The 18,857-nt window shown below is 71.5% G+C and carries 6 protein-coding genes and 1 pseudogene; 3 read left to right on the top strand and 4 right to left on the bottom strand.

Going from position 1 to position 18,857, the window contains the following annotated elements; genetic code table 11:
* From D7W79_RS12880 to D7W79_RS12870, 3 genes are read right to left on the bottom strand one after another with little or no spacing between them, the layout of a single operon-like run.
* Window positions 1–5,967 carry a type I polyketide synthase gene (locus D7W79_RS12880; RefSeq protein ID WP_120525668.1) on the bottom strand — a complete coding sequence of 1,989 codons (5,967 nt, stop codon included), beginning with the start codon at window positions 5,965–5,967 and terminating at the stop codon, window positions 1–3.
* 39 nt (window positions 5,968–6,006) lie between these two features.
* Window positions 6,007–10,665: a type I polyketide synthase gene (locus tag D7W79_RS12875; RefSeq protein ID WP_120525667.1), complete on the bottom strand. Its 4,659-nt coding sequence runs from the start codon at window positions 10,663–10,665 to the stop codon at window positions 6,007–6,009.
* Between the two features lie 43 nt (window positions 10,666–10,708).
* Window positions 10,709–16,093 carry a non-ribosomal peptide synthetase gene (locus D7W79_RS12870; protein WP_158616954.1) on the bottom strand — a complete coding sequence of 1,795 codons (5,385 nt, stop codon included), beginning with the start codon at window positions 16,091–16,093 and terminating at the stop codon, window positions 10,709–10,711.
* 720 nt (window positions 16,094–16,813) lie between these two features.
* On the opposite strand from D7W79_RS12870, the gene D7W79_RS12865 reads away from it, so the two are divergent.
* The 3 genes from D7W79_RS12865 to D7W79_RS12855 all read left to right on the top strand — a co-directional run bounded on the left by D7W79_RS12865 (window position 16,814) and on the right by D7W79_RS12855 (window position 18,421).
* Window positions 16,814–17,386 (top strand): hypothetical protein, encoded by a 573-nt coding sequence (locus tag D7W79_RS12865; RefSeq protein WP_147441908.1) that lies wholly within the window; start codon window positions 16,814–16,816, stop codon window positions 17,384–17,386.
* Window positions 17,387–17,478: 92 nt separating this feature from the next.
* Window positions 17,479–18,198, top strand: coding sequence for a YcnI family copper-binding membrane protein (locus tag D7W79_RS12860; RefSeq protein ID WP_120525664.1), 720 nt, complete (start codon window positions 17,479–17,481; stop codon window positions 18,196–18,198).
* Window positions 18,199–18,220: 22 nt separating this feature from the next.
* Complete coding sequence (locus D7W79_RS12855) at window positions 18,221–18,421, top strand: putative periplasmic lipoprotein (protein ID WP_120525663.1); 201 nt, start codon at window positions 18,221–18,223, stop codon at window positions 18,419–18,421.
* A 7-nt stretch (window positions 18,422–18,428) separates the two neighbouring features.
* Here D7W79_RS12855 and D7W79_RS12850 read toward each other — a convergent pair.
* Window positions 18,429–18,857: pseudogene (locus tag D7W79_RS12850) on the bottom strand (hypothetical protein); the annotation flags it as partial.

The following is an 18,857-nucleotide window of genomic DNA, read 5'->3' as shown; positions in this document are numbered from 1 at the left end:
TCAGGCCGCGTCCTCACTGCCGCTGCTGCCACCACCGTCACCGCCGCCCGCGTCTTCCAGCACCGCGAGCAGCTCCGCCACCTGCTCGTCGGAGAGCTGGTCCATGTTCTCCAGCAGCTTCTCCGCCTCCGCCGCGGTCACCTTCTGCTTCGCGGCGGGAGTCACCACCTGCGCGGCCACGGGGGCCGGCGCGGGAGTGGCGCCCTCCACGGAATAGCCCAGCCGCTCGATGACGGCGTGCGTGGAGGCATCGAAGGCGCGGGGCCACTTGATGCGCTTCCAGGACTCGCCCATCTTCTTCTCGATGCCCTGGTGCTGGAGGATGTTGGGGTCGCCCAGGCCGCCCATCATGCGGTCCTTCTTGCCGTCGTACGGCTGGACCATGCGCTCGTCGAACTCGAGCCCCAGGAAGTGGGCCACGCCGGTCATCACCTTCGTCGGATCCGCGACCAGGTCCTCGTAGCGGACCCAGTGGCAGCGCTCACGGCCGATGCCGTCGAAGAAGTTGAGCAGGTTCCGGTTGGACAGCGCCCACACCGTCTCCGCCACCACGTAGGGGTCCACGTCCGCGTCGCCGAAGAGGCCGGCGGCGAAGAGGCGGTCGAAGCGCATCCGGAGGATGGACTCCATCACCGGGAGCGGGTGGCGGTAGAGGTAGATGTACTTGTTGCCCTCGAACATCCGCTCCGCGCGCTCCAGCGTCTCCACGTCCATGGCGTACGTGGGCGTCTTGTCCACGAGCAGCCGGGGCGAGGACTTCTCCTGGAGGCGGCGGTAGACGTCCTGCGCGGACACGTCGTCCGCGACCAGCCGGTCCACCAGCGCGGCACCGGCGGGCGAGTCCAGCTTCTCCAGCTCCATGAGCGCCCACTGCAGGCCGCCCGTGGTCCACTCCATCTCGGAGCCGAAGCCGATGTTCTCGCGCCACTCGCGCATGCCCTCGAAGAAGAGCAGGTTCACTTCCGGCGGGCAGAACAGCCGGGGGTGTCCCGCGAGCATCACGCGGAACAGCGTGGAGCCCGCGCGCGGGCTGGAGTGCACGAACACCATGGGCGGGTTCTTCTTCGCCGTGTTGGTGCGCTGCACGCCGGACACCTGGGCGCGGTAGGGCTTGAGCGGGTACGCGGACAGCGGCTTGTTCTCCGCGAAGCGCTGCGGATCCTGCAGGCGGTCCATCTCCACGAGCAGGTACTTCGACAGCTCCGGGATGGACGGGTGCGCCTGCACCTCGTGCGGGTAGAGCTGGAACTTGAAGTCCTGCCGCAGGTCGTACTCCAGCTCCGCGCCCAGCGCGTGCAGGTCGTAGCCCTTGAGGCTGCCGTCCGCGGGCAGCTTGTCCAGCGGGATGCGCAGCCCCTCGGAGATGTGGTGGCGCAGGTACTCGGTGAGCAGCGCGGGGCGCTCGGTGGGGAACGCGGTGCGCAGGCGCTCTGCGATGGGCTTCTCCGTGGAGGCCGCGCGCTTGCCCAGCTCCTGCTCCACGCGCCCGGCGACGCCCGCCACGGTGGGCGTCTCGAAGAGGCCGCGCAGGGACAGGTCCACCTTCAGCACCGCGTGGATGTGATTGCGCAGCTGCGTGGCCAGCAGCGAGTGGCCGCCCAGCTCGAAGAAGTTGTCGTGGATGCCGATGCCGTCGATGCCCAGCACCTGCTCCCAGACGCCCGCGACGGTCTTCTCCAGCTCCGTGCGCGGCGCGGCGTAGGGCGTGAGGATGGCGGGACGAGCGTGCTTGCCCTTCGCCGCGTCCTTCTTGCCCTTCTGCGTCTTCGCGGCGCGCGGGCCCTGACGCTGACGCGCGGCCAGGCTGCCGGTGGAGATGGCCAGCCGGCCACCCTCACCGTGCGACAGCACGCGGCGCAGCGCCTCCAGGCCCTCCTCGGGCTGGATGGCGAACTGCGCCAGCGCGGGGGACAGCTCCGACATGGCCTGCGCGTCCGCGAACTGCCACGCGTCCCAGTCCACGCTCAGCCACGGGTAGGCGAACCCGTCCGCGTGCACTTCCGCGAACGCGTCCATGAAGGCGCTGGCGGAGGCCTGCGCCACCTGGCCCAGGCCGCCCAGCACGGACGACAGCGACGACACGAGGAGGCAGAACGCGGGGCCTTCCTTGGGAAGCACCTGCTCCAGCACCCGCACGCCGTGCACCTGCGGGCGGAAGTGCCAGTCGCACTTCTCCGGGCCCGTCTCCGCGATGGTGCCCAGCGTGGCGCCCTGCATGCCGCCCGCCGCGTGGATGACGCCGTCGATGCGGCCGAAGCGCGCCAGCGAGGTCTCCACCACGCCGCGCATGGCCTCCACGTCGGTGAGGGCCGCGGGCAGCACCAGCATCTCCACGCCCGTGCGCTCCAGGGCCAGGGCGCGCTGGATGCGCTGGGACACCGCGTCCTGGACGCCGTGCTTCTCCATCCAGGCCGTCCACTGGGCGCGGCTGGGGAAGTCCGTGGACTCCACCAGCGTCAGCTTCGCCTGGTGCGCCGTGGCCAGCTCGGACGCCAGCGCGTGACCGATGCCGGTGAGGCCGTCGGTGATGAGGTACGCGCCGCCGTCGCGCAGCACGGCCGGGCCGCCCGCCTCCAGCCGCAGGGGCTCGAAGGTCTGCACCCAGCGCTGGCGGCCGCGCAGGGCCACCACGCTGTCACGCACCTCGGAGCGCAGCTCCGCCGCCAGCCGGTCCGCCACCGCGCCCGCGTCTCCGGGCACCACGTCCACGAAGCGGCAGGCGAGGTTCGGGTACTCCTGCGGCAGCACGCGCGTGGGGCCCACCAGCAGGGCCTGCTCCGGCAGCTGCGCGTCCGCCTGCTCCACGCGGGCGGAGCGGCTCGTCACCACGGACCACGTGAGCGGATCCAGGTGGCCCGTCTGGCTCAGGGCGCGGGCGAGGAACAGCTGGCTGTGGAAGCCCAGGTCCAGCGTCTTCTGCGCGGAGGTGGGCTCACGCGACAGGCTCCAGAGGTGCACCACGTTCTCGAACGCGCGGCCCTGCTTCTTCAACGCCTCCAGCACCGCGCAGTAGTCGTCGCGGTGGGCCGGGTCCACCGTGAAGGTGCCGTCCGGGCGCTGCTCGAAGCGCGCGCCGGGGACGACGCGGAAGACGTCGCCGCCCAGCTTCGGGGCCAGGGCGTCCGCCACGCCGGTGTCGTCCGCGAACACGAGCCAGCCCGCGCCCGCCGCGTCCTTCGCCTTGGGCAACGGGGACAGCTTCCACGACGGCGCGTAGAACCAGTCCGCCACGTCCGCGCGCTTCGCCAGCGACGCGGGCGCGTCCGTGCGGGCACCCCCGCCCAGCGGCTTCGCGTCGATCCAGTAGCGCTCGCGCTGGAACGGGTAGGTGGGCAGCGGCACGCGGCGGCGCTGCTCGTTCGCCGCGAAGCCCTTCCAGTCCACCGTCACGCCGCCCAGCCACAGCCGGCCCAGCGCGCCCAGCAGTACCTGGAGGTCCGGAGTCTGCTCGCGAGGGTGGCGTGTGGACGCGATGAGCACGCGGCCTTCCGCGCCCGGCTGCTGCTTCGAGAGCGTGGTGAGCACCGTGCCGGGGCCCACTTCCAAGAGGGCCGCCTGCGGCCACTTGCGCGACAGCTCCTGGAGGCCCGCGGAGAAGCGCACGGCCTGGCGCAGGTGCGTGGCCCAGTAGTTCGGGTCGGTCGCCTGCGCCGCTTCAATCCAGGTGCCCGTCACGTTGGACAGGAAGGGCAGGGTGGGCGCGTTGAGCTTCACCTGCCGCACGCGCGCGGTGAAGGGCGCGAGGATGGGGTCCATCATCGCGGAGTGGAACGCGTGCGACGTGTGCAGCCGCGACACCTCCACGCCCAGGCCCTCCAGCTTCGCCTGGAGCGCGTCCACCGCGTCGGTGGGGCCCGCCACGACGGTAAAGCCCGGCGCGTTCACGGCCGCCACGCTGACGTTCGCGGGGAGCAGCGGCTTGAGCGCGGACTCCTCCAGCTTCGCGGACAGCATGGAACCCGCGGGCAGGGACTGCATCAGCTTGCCGCGCGCGGCCACCAGCGCCAGCGCGTCGTCCAGGGTGAACACGCCCGCGAGGCACGCGGCCACGTACTCACCGATGCTGTGCCCCAGCATCGCGGAGGGCTTCACGCCCCAGGCCATCCACAGCTTCGCCAGCGCGTACTCCACGGCGAAGAGCGCGGGCTGCGTCAATTCCGTGCGCGTCAGCGCCTGCGTCGCGGCCTCCGCCTTGGAGGCCTCCGGGAAGAGGATGGTGCGCAGGTCCAGGCCCAGGTGCGGCGTCAGCTTGTCCGCGCACGCGTCCAGGTGCCGCTTGAACGTGGGCTCGGACGCGTACAGGTCGCGCGCCATGCCCACGTACTGCGAGCCCTGGCCGGGGAACAGGAAGGCCACCGGCCGCTCGTGCACGTCCGGCGTGTTCGTCCACAGGCGGGGGCTGCCCTCCACGTCCAGCGCGGCCATCGCGTCGTCGCGGTCGCGGCACACCAGCACGCGCCGCTTCGCCATGGCCTGACGGCCCGTCTGGAGCGTGAAGGCCACGTCCGCCAGCGCCTGCGCGGGGTGCGCCTTCAGGTGCGCGGCCAGGTTCTTCGTCGCCGCGTCCAAAGCCGCGTCACTCTTCGCGGACAGCACCAGCAGCTGCGCGGGCCGGGACGCACCGGACGCCGGAAGGGCCGGGGCCTCCTCCAGCACGATGTGCGCGTTGGTGCCGCCCACGCCGAAGGAGCTCACGCCCGCGCGGCGCGGGTGCTTGGGGTTCGCCTGCCAGTCCGTGAGCTTCGTGTTGACGAAGAACGGACCGCCCGCGAACGGGATCTCCGGGTTCACCTCCGACACGTGGAGGCTGGGCGGAATCTGCCGGTTCTCCAGCGTCAGCACGGCCTTGATGAGGCTGGAGACGCCGGCCGCGTTTGCCAGGTGGCCGATGTTGCTCTTGAGCGAGCCCACCGGAATCTTCGGCGGGGCCGCCTTGGCCGCGGCGGAGCGGAACTTGAAGGCCTTGTTGAGCGCGCGCACCTCGATGGGGTCGCCCATCTTCGTGCCTGTGCCGTGCGCCTCCAGGTAGCCAATGGTCTCCGGGGCCACGCCCGCGGCGCCCAGGGCCTCGGTGATGACGGTGGCCTGGCCCTCCACGCTGGGGGCGGTGAAGCCCACCTTCAGCGCGCCGTCGTTGTTGATGGCGCTGCCCTTGATGATGGCGTGGATGTGGTCGCCGTCTTCAATGGCGTCCGCCAGCCGCTTGAGCACCACCACGCCCACGCCGCTGCCGAACACCGTGCCCTCCGCCTTCGCGTCGAACGCGCGGCAGTGGCCGTCCGGGGACACGATGCCGCCGGGCACGAAGGGGTAGCCCTCCGGGTGCTTCACGTGCACGGACACGCCGCCCGCGAGCGCCAGGTCGCACTCTTCATTCAAGAGGCTCTGGCAGGCCGCGTGCGTGGCCACGAGCGACGTGGAGCACGCGCTGGTGATGGAGTAGCTGGGGCCGCGCAGGTTGAGCTTGTACGCGACGCGGGTGGCCAGGAAGTCGCCACCGTTGTTCACGTCGATCTGCACCTGGTCCATGCCGCTCAGCTGGTCGAAGTTGGGGACCAGGTGGAACACCAGGTACGTGTTGGTGGCCGCGCCCGCGAACACGCCGATGGAGCCGTCGAAGCCCTCCGGCGTGTGGCCCGCCTTCTCCAGCGCCTCCCACGCGCACTCCAGGAAGACGCGGTGCTGCGGGTCCATCAGCTCCGCCTCGCGGGGCGTGAAGCCGAAGAAGCCCGCGTCGAACAGCTCCATGCCGGCCAACGCGGCGCTGGCCTTCACGTGGCGCGGGTCCTTGCGCAGGACCGGGTCCACGCCCAGCTTCTCCAGCTCCGCGTCGGGCACGGGCTGGATGGACTCCACGCCGTCGCGCAGGTTCTTCCAGAAGGAGGCCAGGTCGGGGGCGCCGGGGAAACGTCCGGCCATGCCGACGATGGCGATGGCCTGCGCGTCGATGTTCGTGTCAGCGGACATGGGATGTACTCGGGCAGCGAAAGGTGGGGGAGGGGACGGCTACTCCTCGTCGGAGGAGGCGTCGCCCTGACGGTTCGCGCGGCGCGCGCGGCGGCGCTCCCCGCGGCTGAGCGCCTCGGTCTCCTCGGGCGCGGGTTCCGTGTCCTCGGTGCCACTGGCGGCCTTGAGCAGCCTGGCCAGCGCCCCCACGGTGGGGCCTTCGTAGAGGGTGACGGCCGGCAGCGCGACGCCGAACTGCTCGCGCACGCGGGCAATCAGCTTCACGCCGACGAGCGAGTTGCCACCCAGCTCGAAGAAGTTGTCGTGCACGCCGACCTGGTCGATGCCCAGCGTCGTCTGCCACAGGTGGGCAATCTTCTCCTCCAGCGCGTCGCGCGGCGGCACGTAGGCGTTCTGGAGCGTGGGCCGGGGCGTGGTGCCCAGGGACGAGCCCGCCTCCTGCTTCGCCTCCGCCTTCTCCTGCGAGGCGGCCGGCTGGGCCCACTTGCGCGCGCGGGCGCGCAGGTTGCTCGTGGACACGGCCACGTGCGACACGGCGCCGAGCTGGAAGAGCTGCTCGAAGGCGTCCTCGCCCTCCGCGGACGTGATGGCCAGCGCGCCGAACGGGCTCTGCGCGCCGCCCGCGCGGGACTCGTACTGCCACGCGTCCCAGCCCACGCTCATCCACGGCACCGGCGACGTCTGCGCCTGCTTGGTGGCGAACGCGTCCATGAAGGACGTGGCCGCCGAGTACGACGCGAGCCCCAGGCCGCCCAGCACCGCCGCCAGCGACGACGACAGCACGCAGAAGTCCAGCGAGCGTCCGCGCACCGCCTCCTCCAGCGCGTACAGCCCGCGCACGCGGCCGTGGAAGGTGTCGCGCACGTCCTCGGGCCGGGTGTCCGGGATGGCGCGGAAGAGCGCCTGTCCCACGTCACCCGCCGCGAACACCACGCCATTCAGCGTGCCGAAGTGCGTGAGCGCCTCGTCCACCGCGGCCTTCACCTGGGCCTTGTTGCCCGCGTCCACGGACGTCACGCGCACCTGGGCGCCCAGCGCCTCCAGCTCGCGCACCTGACGGATGCGGCGGGAGACGGCGTCGTCCTCGCCATGGGCCGCGAGGTGCGCGTCCCACTGCGAGCGCTCCGGCAGCGCCGTGCGGCCCGCGAGCACCAGCTTCGCCTTCGCGCGCTTCGCCAGCGACTTCGCATGGGAGAAGCCCAGCGTGCCGAAGCCGCCGATGAGCAGGTACACGCCCCCGTCACGCAGCGGCAGCTGTGCGGCGCGCGGCGCGTCCGCCGGCACGTGCTCGAAGTGCTGCACCCAGCGGGCGCCGCCCCGGTACGCGATGACGGTCTCCAGCTTGGACGGCGTGGCGGCCTCGGACAGCAGCGACTCCACCAGCGCCGTCTCCTGCCAGCTGCCGGACGGCGGCAGGCGCACGTCCACGGCCTTCGCGGACAGGTGGCCGTACTCCTGCGGAATGACGCGCACCGGGCCCAGCACCGTGGCCAGCTCCGGGTTCGGCGCCTCGTCGCCCAGCGACTGCATGCGGTTCGTCACCGCGACCAGCGACACGGGACGCGTACCGGGCTGACGGCCCAGGGCCTGCGCCAGGGACAGCAGGCCCAGGAAGCCCTTGCCCAGCGCGGCCTCGAAGTCCGCCTCGCCGTGCGCGTCACCCAGGCCCAGCGTGCCCAGGTGCAGCACGTGGTCCGGCGCGCGGCCCTGCGCGGTGAGGGCCTCCAGCACGGTGGCCTCGCCGCCCAGCGCGAGCGACCAGTGGTGCTCGTCGTGCTTCGCGGTGACGGCGGCCGGGGTGATGCGCACCACGTCCTGGCCGGCCTCGCCCAGCTTGAGCGCGAGCCGCGCGCCCAGGCCTTCGGTGGAGTCGTCCGGGAGCAGCAGCCACCAGGTGGCCTTCTTCTCGCTCCAGGCGCCCTGCGGCGACGGCAGCGCGCGCTGCCACGACGGCAGGTAGAACCAGCGGGCCACGGGCTGCTTCTGGTCCGCGGAGGCCCACTCGGAGCGCTCGCCGTCGGCGGCGGTCTCCTTGCGCGGGTCCACCCAGTGCTTCTGACGCTCGAAGGGGGACGTGGGCAGCGCGATGCGGCGGCGCTTCTCCCCGCCCCGGAACGCGTCCCAGTCCGCCTCCACGCCCTCCAGCCACAGCCGGCCCAGCGTGGCCAGCACGTGGTCCAGGTCCGCGACCTGCTCTTTCGGGTGGCGCAGCGAGTTGATCAGCGCGTGCTTCGCGCCCTTGTCCGGGTGCTGCCGCGCCAGCGTGACGAGCGTGTTGCCCGGGCCCACCTCCAGCAGGATGGCGTCGGACTCCTTCATCAGCTCCGCCACGCCGTCCGCGAAGCGCACCGCGCCGCGCAGGTGCTTCGCCCAGTAGTCGGGGCTCGTGGCCTGCTCGGCCGTCACCCAGGTGCCGGTGACGTTGGACAGGTACGGCTTCGTCGGCGCCTTCCGGGCCACCTTGCGCACCGCCTCGCGGAAGGCATCCAGGATGGGGTCCATCATCGCGGAGTGGAACGCGTGCGACGTGTGCAGCCGCGAGGACGCCAGGCCCTGGAGCTTCAGCGTCTCCACGAACGCGTCGATGAGCGGGGTGGGGCCGGCGACCACGCACGTGGCCGGGCTGTTCACCGCCGCCACGGACAGGCCTTCGGGCAGCATGGGCGTGACGTGCTCTTCCGGCAGCGACACCGCGAGCATGGAGCCCGCGGGCAGCGACTGCATCAGCCGGCCGCGCGCGGCGACCAGCGCCAGCGCGTCGTCCAGGGTGAACACGCCCGCGAGGCACGCGGCCACGTACTCACCGATGCTGTGGCCCACCATCGCGTGCGGCGTCACGCCCCACGACTCCCAGAGCTTCGCCAGCGCGTACTCGATGACGAACAGGGCAGGCTGGGTGAGGCCCGTCTGCTTGAGGCGCTCCGACGCCAGCTCCTTCGACTCCGCGGACGGGTACAGCACCGTGCGCAGGTCCAGGCCCAGGTGCGGCTTGAGCTTCTCCGCGCAGGTGTCCACCTGGGCGCGGAAGGCCTTCTCCGTCTCGTACAGCTCGCGGCCCATGTCCACGTACTGCGAGCCCTGCCCGGAGAACATGAACATCACCGGACGGCCGCTGTTCTCCGCGGTGCCCGAGAACACGCGGCCCGGCGTGCGCTCCGCCAGCGCGGAGGCCAGCTCCGCCGTGGTGCGCGCCACCACCGCGCGCCGCTTGCCGAAGCGCTTGCGGCCCAGCTGGAGCGTGTACGCCACGTCCGCCAGGTCCACGTGGGGATTCTCGCGCAGGTGCTCGGCCAGCCGGTCCGTGGCGACCTCCAGCGACTTCTCCGTGCGCGCCGACAGCAGCACCACCTGCGCGGGCAGGCGGGCCTTGTCGGTGGCGGGCAGCTCCGGCGCCTCCTCCAGGATGGCGTGCGCGTTGGTGCCGCCCATGCCCAGCGACGTGACGCCCGCGCGGCGCGGCGTCCCGCCGCGAGGGAAGTCGCGCAGCTCCGTGTTCACGTAGAACGGGCTGTTGGGGAAGTCGCACGCCGGGTTGGGCGTCTTGAAGTTGAGGCTGGGGGGAATGACCTTGTGGTGCAGCGTGAGGGCCGCCTTGATGAAGCCCACCGCGCCCGCCGCCGAGTCCAGGTGGCCGATGTTGCTCTTCACCGAACCCAGCGCGCAGAAGTTCTTCTTGTCCGTGCCCTGGCGGAAGGCCTGCGTGAGCGCCGCGACTTCAATCGGGTCACCGACCTTGGTCGCCGTGCCGTGGGCCTCCACGTAGCCGATGGAGTCCGGATCCACGCCCGCCACCGCCTGCGCCAGCGCGATGACCTCCGCCTGCCCCGCGACGGCGGGGGCCATGTAGCTGACCTTCTGCGAGCCGTCGTTGTTCACCGCCGAGCCGCGCACCACCGCGTAGACGGTGTCGCCGTCCTTGAGCGCGTCCGACAGACGCTTGAGCGCGACCACCGCCGCGCCGTGGCCCGCGACGAAGCCCGCGGCCTCCGCGTCGAAGGTGTGGCAGTGGCCGTCCGGCGCCGTGGTGCCACCCTCGTGGTAGAGGTAGCCCGCCTTCTCCGGGAAGTGGATGGACACGCCACCGGCCAGCGCCATGTCGCACTCGAACGACAGGAGGCTCTGGCAGGCGTAGTGGATGCAGGTGAGCGACGTGGAGGACGAGGACTGGACCGTGACGGCCGGGCCCTTCAGGTCCATCCGGTACGCCACCTCCGTCGTAAGGCTGTCCTTGTCGTTGCCGATGGACGCCTGGAGGCTCTCCACCGACGCGACGTGCGCCAGGTGCGAGTACAGGTTGGAGAGCAGGTACGTGTTCATGCTCATGCCGCCGAACACGCCCACGCGGCCGGGCTGGCGCTCCGGGCTGTAGCCGGCGCTCTCCATGGCCTCCCACGCGCACTCCAGGAAGACGCGGTGCTGCGGATCCATCAGCGCCGCCTCGCGGGGGTTCATCCCGAAGAAGGCCGCGTCGAACTGATCCGTGTCGCCCAGCGTGCCGCGGGCCTTCACGTAGTTGGGCGCGCGGACCATCGCGGGGTCGGCGCCCTCCGCGATGAGCTCCTCGTCGGTGAAGAACGTGATGCTCTCCACGCCGCCGGTGAGGTTCTTCCAGAACTCGGCGATGGTCTTCGCGCCGGGAAGGCGGCCGCCCAGGCCGATGACCGCGATGCCATCCACTTCGGGGGTGTCAGTGCTCATGGAGCCGTCCTTCGAAACCTGGGGTGTGCCTGAAAGTCGTTCGTTACTTGCCGCGGCCGCGCGCCTGCTGACGCCGCGCCTGGGCGGCCCGGCGGCGCTCCGCCTCGTCCTTGATCTTCTGGGAGGCGGCGCCCGAGTCCTCGCCCTTGTTCGCGAGGTGCTGGGCCAGCGCGCTCACCGTGGTGAACTTGAACATGTCCACCAGCGCGAGGTCCGCGCCCAGCTCCTCCCGCAGCCGCCGGTGCGCCTGCGCGATGAGCAGCGAGTTGCCACCCAGCTCGAAGAAGTTGTCGTTGAGGCCGACGCGCTCCACCTTCAGCACCGCCGCCCAGATGGCCGCGACGCTGCGCTCCACCGCGCTCTGCGGCTGGGCGTAGGCGACGCCGGACGCAAGCCGCGCCCCTTCCGGCGCGGGCAGCGCCTTCGCGTCCACCTTGCCGTTGGGTGAGAGGGGCAGCGCGGACAGCGGCACGTACGCGGACGGCAGCATGTACGGCGGCAGCGCCTCCGCGAGGAAGGTGTTCAGGTCGGAGTGCGTGGGCGCGGGCTCGCCCAGCACCACGTACGCCACCAGCCGCTTGTCCCCGGGCGAGTCCTCGCGCGCCATCAGGAACGCTTCCTTCACGGCGGGGTGGCGGCGCACGGCGGCCTCCACCTCACCCAGTTCGATACGGAAGCCGCGGATCTTCACCTGATCATCCGCGCGGGACAGGAACGTGAGCACGCCGTCCGGCAGCCAGCGCGCGCGGTCGCCCGTGCGGTACAGGCGCTCGCCGGCATGGAACGGATCCGCGATGAAGCGCTCGGCGGTCAGCTCCGGCCGCTTCCAGTAGCCGCGCGCCACGCCCAGGCCGCCCACGTACAGCTCACCGGCGACGCCCACGGGCAGCAGGTTGCGCTCCGCGTCCAGCACGTACACGTCCGTGTTGATGACGGGCCGGCCGATGGGCACCCACGCGTGGCCCTGCAGGTCCTCCACCGCCATGCGGTGGTAGGTGGAGCACACGGTCGTCTCCGTGAGGCCGTAGCCGTTCACCACCGGCGTGGTGGCGAGCAGCTTCTCCACGTCGCTGGCCACCAGCGCCTCGCCGCCGGAGAGCACCAGCTTGAGCGGCGGCAGGTGCTCCAGGCGCGCGTTGAGCCCGGCGATGACCGCGGGCACCGTGCTCACGATGCTGACGGTGTGGCGGGTGATGAGCTGGAAGAGCTTCTCCTGGTCGAGGATCTCCTCCTCGGTGGGCAGCACCAGCGCGCCGCCCGTGCACAGCAGCGGAAGGATTTCACCCACGAAGCTGGCGGAGGCCACCGACGTGAGCGGCAGCATCCGGTCCGTCGCCGTGGGCGCGTAGGACTCCACGAACGAGCGGACGAGGTTGGCCAGGCCCCCGTGCTCCAGCATCACGCCCTTGGGCTGGCCGGTGGAGCCGGAGGTGTAGACGAGGCACGCCAGGTCCCCGGCCGCCACCGTCGCGGCGGTCGCGGAGGACAGCGCGCCGTCCAGCGGCTGATCCACGAACAGCGTGCGAGCGGTGGTGCCGGCGGGCAGCGTGCGCTGGAGCCAGGACTGGGTGAGCAGCACCGGCGCCTGCGTGTCGCCCAGGATGAAGGCCACGCGCTCGGACGGGTAGGCCGGGTCGATGGGCACGTACGCCGCGCCCGCCGCCATCACGGCCAGCACCGACACCAGCGTCTCCACCGAGCGCTCCAGGCAGATGCCCACGATGTCGCCCGGCTTCACGCCCGCGCCGCGCAGCCACGCGGCCAGCTGTCCCGCGCGAGCGTCCAGCTCCCGGTAGGTGAGCTGCGCGTCCTTGAAGAGGACCGCGACGTTGTCGGGCGTGCGCGCCACCTGCGCCGCGAAGAGCGCGGGCAGCATGTCCGCCTGCGTGAGCGGCACGCGCGGACCCTTCCAGGTCTCCAGCAGCTGCTTCTGTTCGGCCTGCGTGAGCAGCGGCAGCCCCGCGAGCGCGCGGCCCGGCTGCGCGGCGATGCCGGACAGCAGCGTGGCCAGGTGCCCGGCCATGCGCTCGATGGTGCCCGCCTCGAAGAGGTCGGTGTTGTACTCGAAGGAGGCCACCAGCTCGCCGTCCGCCTCGCCCATGGTGAGCGTGAGGTCGAACTGCGCGCCGCCGTGCGACAGCACCAGCGACTCGATGGGCAGGCCCGCCACGGTGGACTTCGCGCCCGGGATGTCCAGGGCGAAGGGCGTGAGGCCGCGCTCGTCCAGCTTGGAGGCGCGCTGGTAGACGAACATCACCTGGAACAGCGGCGAGCGGCTCTGGTCACGCACCGGCTGCAGCCGGTCCACCAGCGCGCTGAACGGATAGTCCTGGTGCTCCAGCGCGCCCAGCATCGTCTGGCGCGTCTGGGCCAGGTAGTCCGTGAAGGACAGGGTGGGGGAGGGCCGCGTGCGCACCACCAGCGGGTTGACGAAGTAGCCCGTGATGCCCGCCAGCTCCGCGCGTCCGCGGCCCGCGCTCACCACGCCCAGCGTGAAGTCCTGCTGGCTGGTGTAGCGGTGCAGCAGCACCTGGAACGCCGTCTGGAGCACCATGTTCGGCGTGGCGCCGTGCTCGCGCGCCAGCGTCTTCACCGCGTTCGCGACGGTCGCGTCCAGCCGGGTGGTGTGCACGTGGCCGTTGAAGGTCTGCGCCGGGGGACGCGGGTGGTCCGTGGGCAGGTCCAGCACCGGCAGCGTGCCGGACAGCTGCTCACGCCAGTACTTCTCCAGCGCCTGGCCGCGAGCCCCCGCGAGCATCTCCGCCTGCCAGCGCGCGTAGTCCGCGTAGGTGCGCGCGGGCTGCGCCAGCGCGGGCCGCTTGCCCAGCTTGAGCGCGGGGTACAGCGCGTCCAGCTCCTCCGCCATCACCGCCAGCGACCAGAAGTCGGTGACGATGTGGTGCATGGAGATGAGCAGCGCGTGGTCCTCGGAGGACCGCGACACCAGCCGCACGCGAAGCAGCGGCCCCTTCTCCAGGTCGAACGGGCGGCGGGCCTCGGCGGACAGGTGTTCCGCCACCTGCGCGTCGCTCCAGCCCTTCGCGTCCGTGGTGGTGAAGTCCAGCGGCAGCTCCGCGTGCACGCGCTGCACGGGGCCGGTGGCCGCCATGACGAACGTGGTGCGCAGGGCAGGGTGGCGGGCCACCAGCGCCTCGAAGGCGCCCTTCAGCGCGTTGGCGTCCAGCCCCGCGCGCACGCGCACCGCGACGGGCACGTGGTAGGCCGCGCTGTCCGGCGCGAGCTGGTGCATGAACCACAGCGCCTGCTGTCCGCCGGAGAGGGGCGCGTCACCGGTGGCGGACGAGGCGGCCACCGCGTTCGAGGCCTGCTGGGACGGGGGCGCCGACAGCAGCGTCACCACGGTTTCCGCCAGCTTCGACAGCGACACGCCCTGGAGCACGTCCGACAGCGGCAGGTCGATGCCCAGCCCCGCGTCCACGGCGCTCTTGAAGTCCACCGCCATCAGCGAGTCCACGCCGTAGGCATGCAGCGGCTTGTTCGCGTCCACCTGCGCGGTGGGCAGCCGCAGCACCTGCGCGGCCTGCTCCTGGAGGAACACCGCCACCATGGCCCGGCGCGCGGTGGGGTCCTGCACCACCGCCAGCATCTTCAGCAGCATGCTGGTGTCCGGGCCCACGGGCGCGGCGGCGGCCTCGGGCGTGGCGGCCTGGGTCGTCGAGGAAGCGGGGGCCGCGGGGGCCTGGACCGGAGCCGCGGCGATGACGCTCTTGTGCAGCGCCTCCAGCGTGTCCGCGACGTACTCCGCGCGGGTGGCGAAGCGCTGGATCTTGCCGCTGGACGTCTTGGGGATGGCGCCCGGCCCGAGCAGCACCACGCCCTGGGCCTGCAGGTCGTGCCCGGCCGCGACGGCCTGCCGGATGCCCTGCGCCAGCGCGTCCAGGTCCACGCCGTCGCGCTCCACCGCGCGGCGGTCCACTTCCGTCACGACGATGAGGCGCTCCTCGTCGTCCTGCTCGATGGAGAACGCCGCCGTGCAGCCGGGGCGGATGGCGGGGTGGCTGGACTCCACCGTGCGCTCGATGTCCTGCGGGTAGTGGTTGCGCCCGCGGATGATGATCAGGTCCTTCAGGCGGCCGGTGACGAACAGTTCGCCGTCCGCGAGGAAGCCCAGGTCGCCCGTGCGCAGGAACGGCGTGGGGTCGCCCGTGCCCGCGAGCGGCTGCTGGAACGTGGTCCGCGTCTGCTCCTCGCGGCCCCAGTAGCCCTGCGCGATGCTGGGCCCGGCGACGCGGATCTCACCCACCTGGCCCGCCGGCAGCGGCGCGCCCGTCTCCGGATGCGCGATGACCAGGCGCTGGTCCGTGAGGTTGCGGCCGGAGCCCACCAGCGTCTGGGCGCCGGGGCTCGCCGGCTCCTTCGCCACCACGCGGTTGTCCTTCAGCGCGCCGCCGTCCACGGTGCGCTGCACCGGCAGCTCGCGCTTGTCACCGCCGGAGGCGATGAGCGTGCCCTCCGCGAGGCCGTAGCAGGGATAGATGGCCTCCGAGCGGAAGCCCTGCGGACCGAACGCCTCCGCGAAGCGCCGGAGCGTGTCCGGCATGATGGGCTCCGCGCCGTTGAAGGCCAGGTCCCAGTGGCTCAGGTCCAGCCGCGCGCGCTCCTCCGGCGTGGACTTGCGCACGCATAGGTCGAACGCGAAGTTGGGACCGCCGCTCGTGGTGGCCTTGTAGCGGGAGATGGCCTCCAGCCAGCGCATGGGGCGCTTGAGGAAGTCCACCGGCGAGAACAGCGTCACCGGGAAGCCGCCGTACAGCGGCTGCAGGATGCCGCCGATGAGGCCCATGTCGTGGTACGGCGGCAGCCAGATGACGCCCTGGCTCTGCGTGGAGTGCCCGAAGCACGAGTGGATCAGCTTCGAGTTGTGCAGCAGGTTGCCGTGCGTCAGCACCACGCCCTTGGGCGACGACGTGGAGCCGGACGTGTACTGGAGGAATACCCGCGTGTCCGTGGCCACGCCGGGGTCCTTCCAGCCTTCGGCGACCTCCGCGTCCAGCGTGTCCGTGGCGATCCAGTGCAGCTCCCGCAGCTCCGGCGCCTGCTCGAAGAGCATCTCCCCCATGCCGTAGATGAAGTCGGTGGTGAGGGCGATGGTGGCCTGCGCGTCCTGGCTGATGGCCAGCAGGCGCGGCAGCGTGCGCGCCAGACGCATGGGGTCGGGCGGATAGATGGGGACCGCGATGACGCCCGCGTACAGACAGCCGAAGAACCCGGCGATGTAGTCCAGCCCGGGCGGATACAAGAGCAGCGCCCGCTGCCCCTGGGCCCCACGCGCCTGGAGCGCCGCCGCGATGGCGCGGGCCTTCTGGTCCAGCTCCGCGTACGTCAGGTGCGCTTCGTCCGTTTCCCCGTCCAGCAGGAACGTAAAGCCGCGACGGTCGCCCTGGGTGGTTGCGCGGACGCGCAGCAATTCAACCAGAGTGGAAAACGCAAAGTCGGGGGCCTGGGAAGAACCGGGCGTGGTTCCAGTGGGCATGAACGCGACTCCTGGGAGGCGGGGGTGTTCCGTGCACGGGGAGCACGGAGACGCGGATTCAGGGGCCGGGGTGAAGGCGTCTCCCGGCAAGACACGGTTTCAAAAGGTCAGTCGCAAGCAGCACCCGCCGTGAAGGGGCGTTGTCTCGCGCATGTATCGTCTGGCGCGCGCGCGAGCAATCCCCCCCACCCACATTGGAGCCTTGCCGGGCCCCGGGCACGGCGGAGGGCTCGTGAATCAGGAGCGGGGCAGGGTGCGAATTTCATGGTGACGGAATTCGGAGAGCGTCGGGGCCGCGAATCTCTTCATCGCGCGAACGGAGGAACATTCAAACGACCCCCAAGGTCGGAAACCCGGGGACCTCCCCTGTTCACGGGATACTGCGTGTGATGCCCGTATAAACGTGACACATCGGATCACGTGACGGGAACACGCGGAGTGTATGGGTCCGCCCGCGCCCAGCCTCCCTGCTACGGCGAAGTCGCGGGGTTATTGCTTGAGTCTTGGGATTGTCAGTGAAAATGGAATTCCTTGGATTTGTTTGGAGTGTGTATCCGGAGGATACGGGGCAGGTCCGACACGGCTCCTGCGCGCTTGTGCCGCAGGGGGGGCCCGCGACGCGCATGGTAGAGGCGGCTTTTTGGAGCGTGAGCCATGCCGAGGCCGGTTCGTGACGTGACGCGGTGGATGGGGATTGCGCTGCTGTGCGGAGCGCCAGGCTGTTCCGTGGAGCCGGAGCTCGCCCGCGTCGTGGACGCGGGCATGGAGGCGGGCGTGGATGCGGGGCCCGCGCCGACGACGTGCGCGAGCGGGAGCATCTGGACCGAGTCGAGCGGAGACACGGGGCCCACCATGGCGCCGGGCTACGCCTGCCGGAGCTGTCACCTGCGGCAGGCGCCCACGCTGGCGTATTACGTCATGGGCACGGTGTTCCCGACGCTCCACGAGAAGGACGGGTGTGATGCGCGGCTGCCGGAGCCTTCGCGGGTGAAGGTGGAGATATTGGACGCGGAGGGGCAGGTGCGGCTCACGCTGGTGCCGAACGCCGCGGGCAACTTCCTGTCCACGACGCTCCAGCCGTCCTTCCCGCTGCCGTACCGGGCGCGGCTGGTGGGGCCGGATGGCACGTCGCGGACGATGGTCACGCCGCAGAGCAGCGGGGACTGCAACACCTGTCACACCGAGCAGGGCACCCAGGGCGCTCCGGGGCGCATCGCGCTGCCGTGAGTGTCCGGCGCGGGCGCTGCGACAAATGACCGCAGCGGCCGCTTCCGGGGAGGCTGCTATCCGGGCTGCTCCTTCCTTCCTGGAGTCACGTGATGAAGCTTCCCCTGGGGCCGCTGTGCGTCGTCGCGGGTTCGCTGCTGTCCTCCACGGCCTTCGCGCACGCGGCGGTGGCGGGGGCCACGCCTCCCTATGCCGGTGCGACCTTCGAGGCGGACTTCACGGTGAGCCACGGCTGTGACGGCGCGGACACGTACAAGATGCGGGTCCGGATTCCGGAGGGCGTGACGGGCGTGCACCCGGTGGACTCCGTCTTCGGCAAGGCCGAGGTGGAGAAGGACGCCTCCGGCAACGTGACGGCGGTGACGTGGACCCGGCCCACGGGCGAGGTGACGGCGGCGGACACGCACTTCTTCCACCTGGGGCTGCGGATGAAGCTGCCCGCGAAGCCGTTCACCACGGTGTTCTTCCCCACGACGCAGACGTGCCGCACGCCGGCCGGCGTGGAGTCGGTGGTGGAGTGGTCCGGCACGGCCGGGGGCGAGCACAGCCACGACGGGGACGCGGGCACGGAGCCCGCGGAGAACCCGGCCCCGTCGCTGTACCTGCTGCCCTCGCGGCTGCCGGGTTGGAACCAGTACACGGTGGGGGAGCACGTGCACGACCTGACCGTGTTCAAGGACGCGCTCATCGTCTGGTCCGGCACGCAGGCGTACAGCTTCAACCCCGTCACGCAGGCGCTCATCGAGAAGGAGCAGGGCGTCACCGCGCTCACGCAGATCCACCCGGGCACGGTCATCTGGGTGAAGTACTAGCGTGGGACGGGAGACAGCGACCATGCGCCACTGGCTCTTCGTGTTGTGCGTCGGCGTCCTCGCCGGCTGTTCGGACAAGCCCGTCACGCCGCCCACGGGGCAGAGCGACGCGGGCACCATCGTAGAGGACGCGGGCACGGCCTCCGGTGTGGAGCGGCCGGGGGCACTGGAGCGCCCGCCGCTGGACCGCTTGCCGGACGACCTCAAGCCGCCGTCCCGGTAGCGGGGGCTCAGCGGGAGTGGCGTTCCGCGACGCGGTAGAGCTGGGTGAGGGAGTGGTCCAGCAGGGACTGGGTGGATTGCATGTAGCGGTGGGCGCGGACGAAGGGCAACCAGACGCGATCACCGACGCGGACCTGGGTTTCCATCCACTGCTTGCGTGGAAGCCACTGTCCGCCCAGGTGCCGGACCAGCACTTCACCCAGGTAGGCCCCGACGGCGGGGACCGCGACGGCGTCGATGTTGTGCCGCTCGAAGGTGTCCGGGAAGGTCTGCCTCCAGAAGTGGTGGTCGATGTCCGTGAGGGATTCGGGGGACATCTTGAAGACGGAGGGCACCGGCGTGTGGAGCAGCGCCACGAGGCGTTCCGCGAAGGATGCGTACTGCTCGAGGGCAGCCTTCGGGTCGGCCACGTCCGGGGGGAGGGCGGCGTCCAGGGG

It is taken from the genome of Corallococcus exercitus (genome assembly GCF_003611585.1).
Classification (GTDB): domain Bacteria; phylum Myxococcota; class Myxococcia; order Myxococcales; family Myxococcaceae; genus Corallococcus; species Corallococcus exercitus.
Note: the sequence above shows the minus strand (reverse complement) of the source record. Positions and strands in the feature narration are given on the sequence as shown.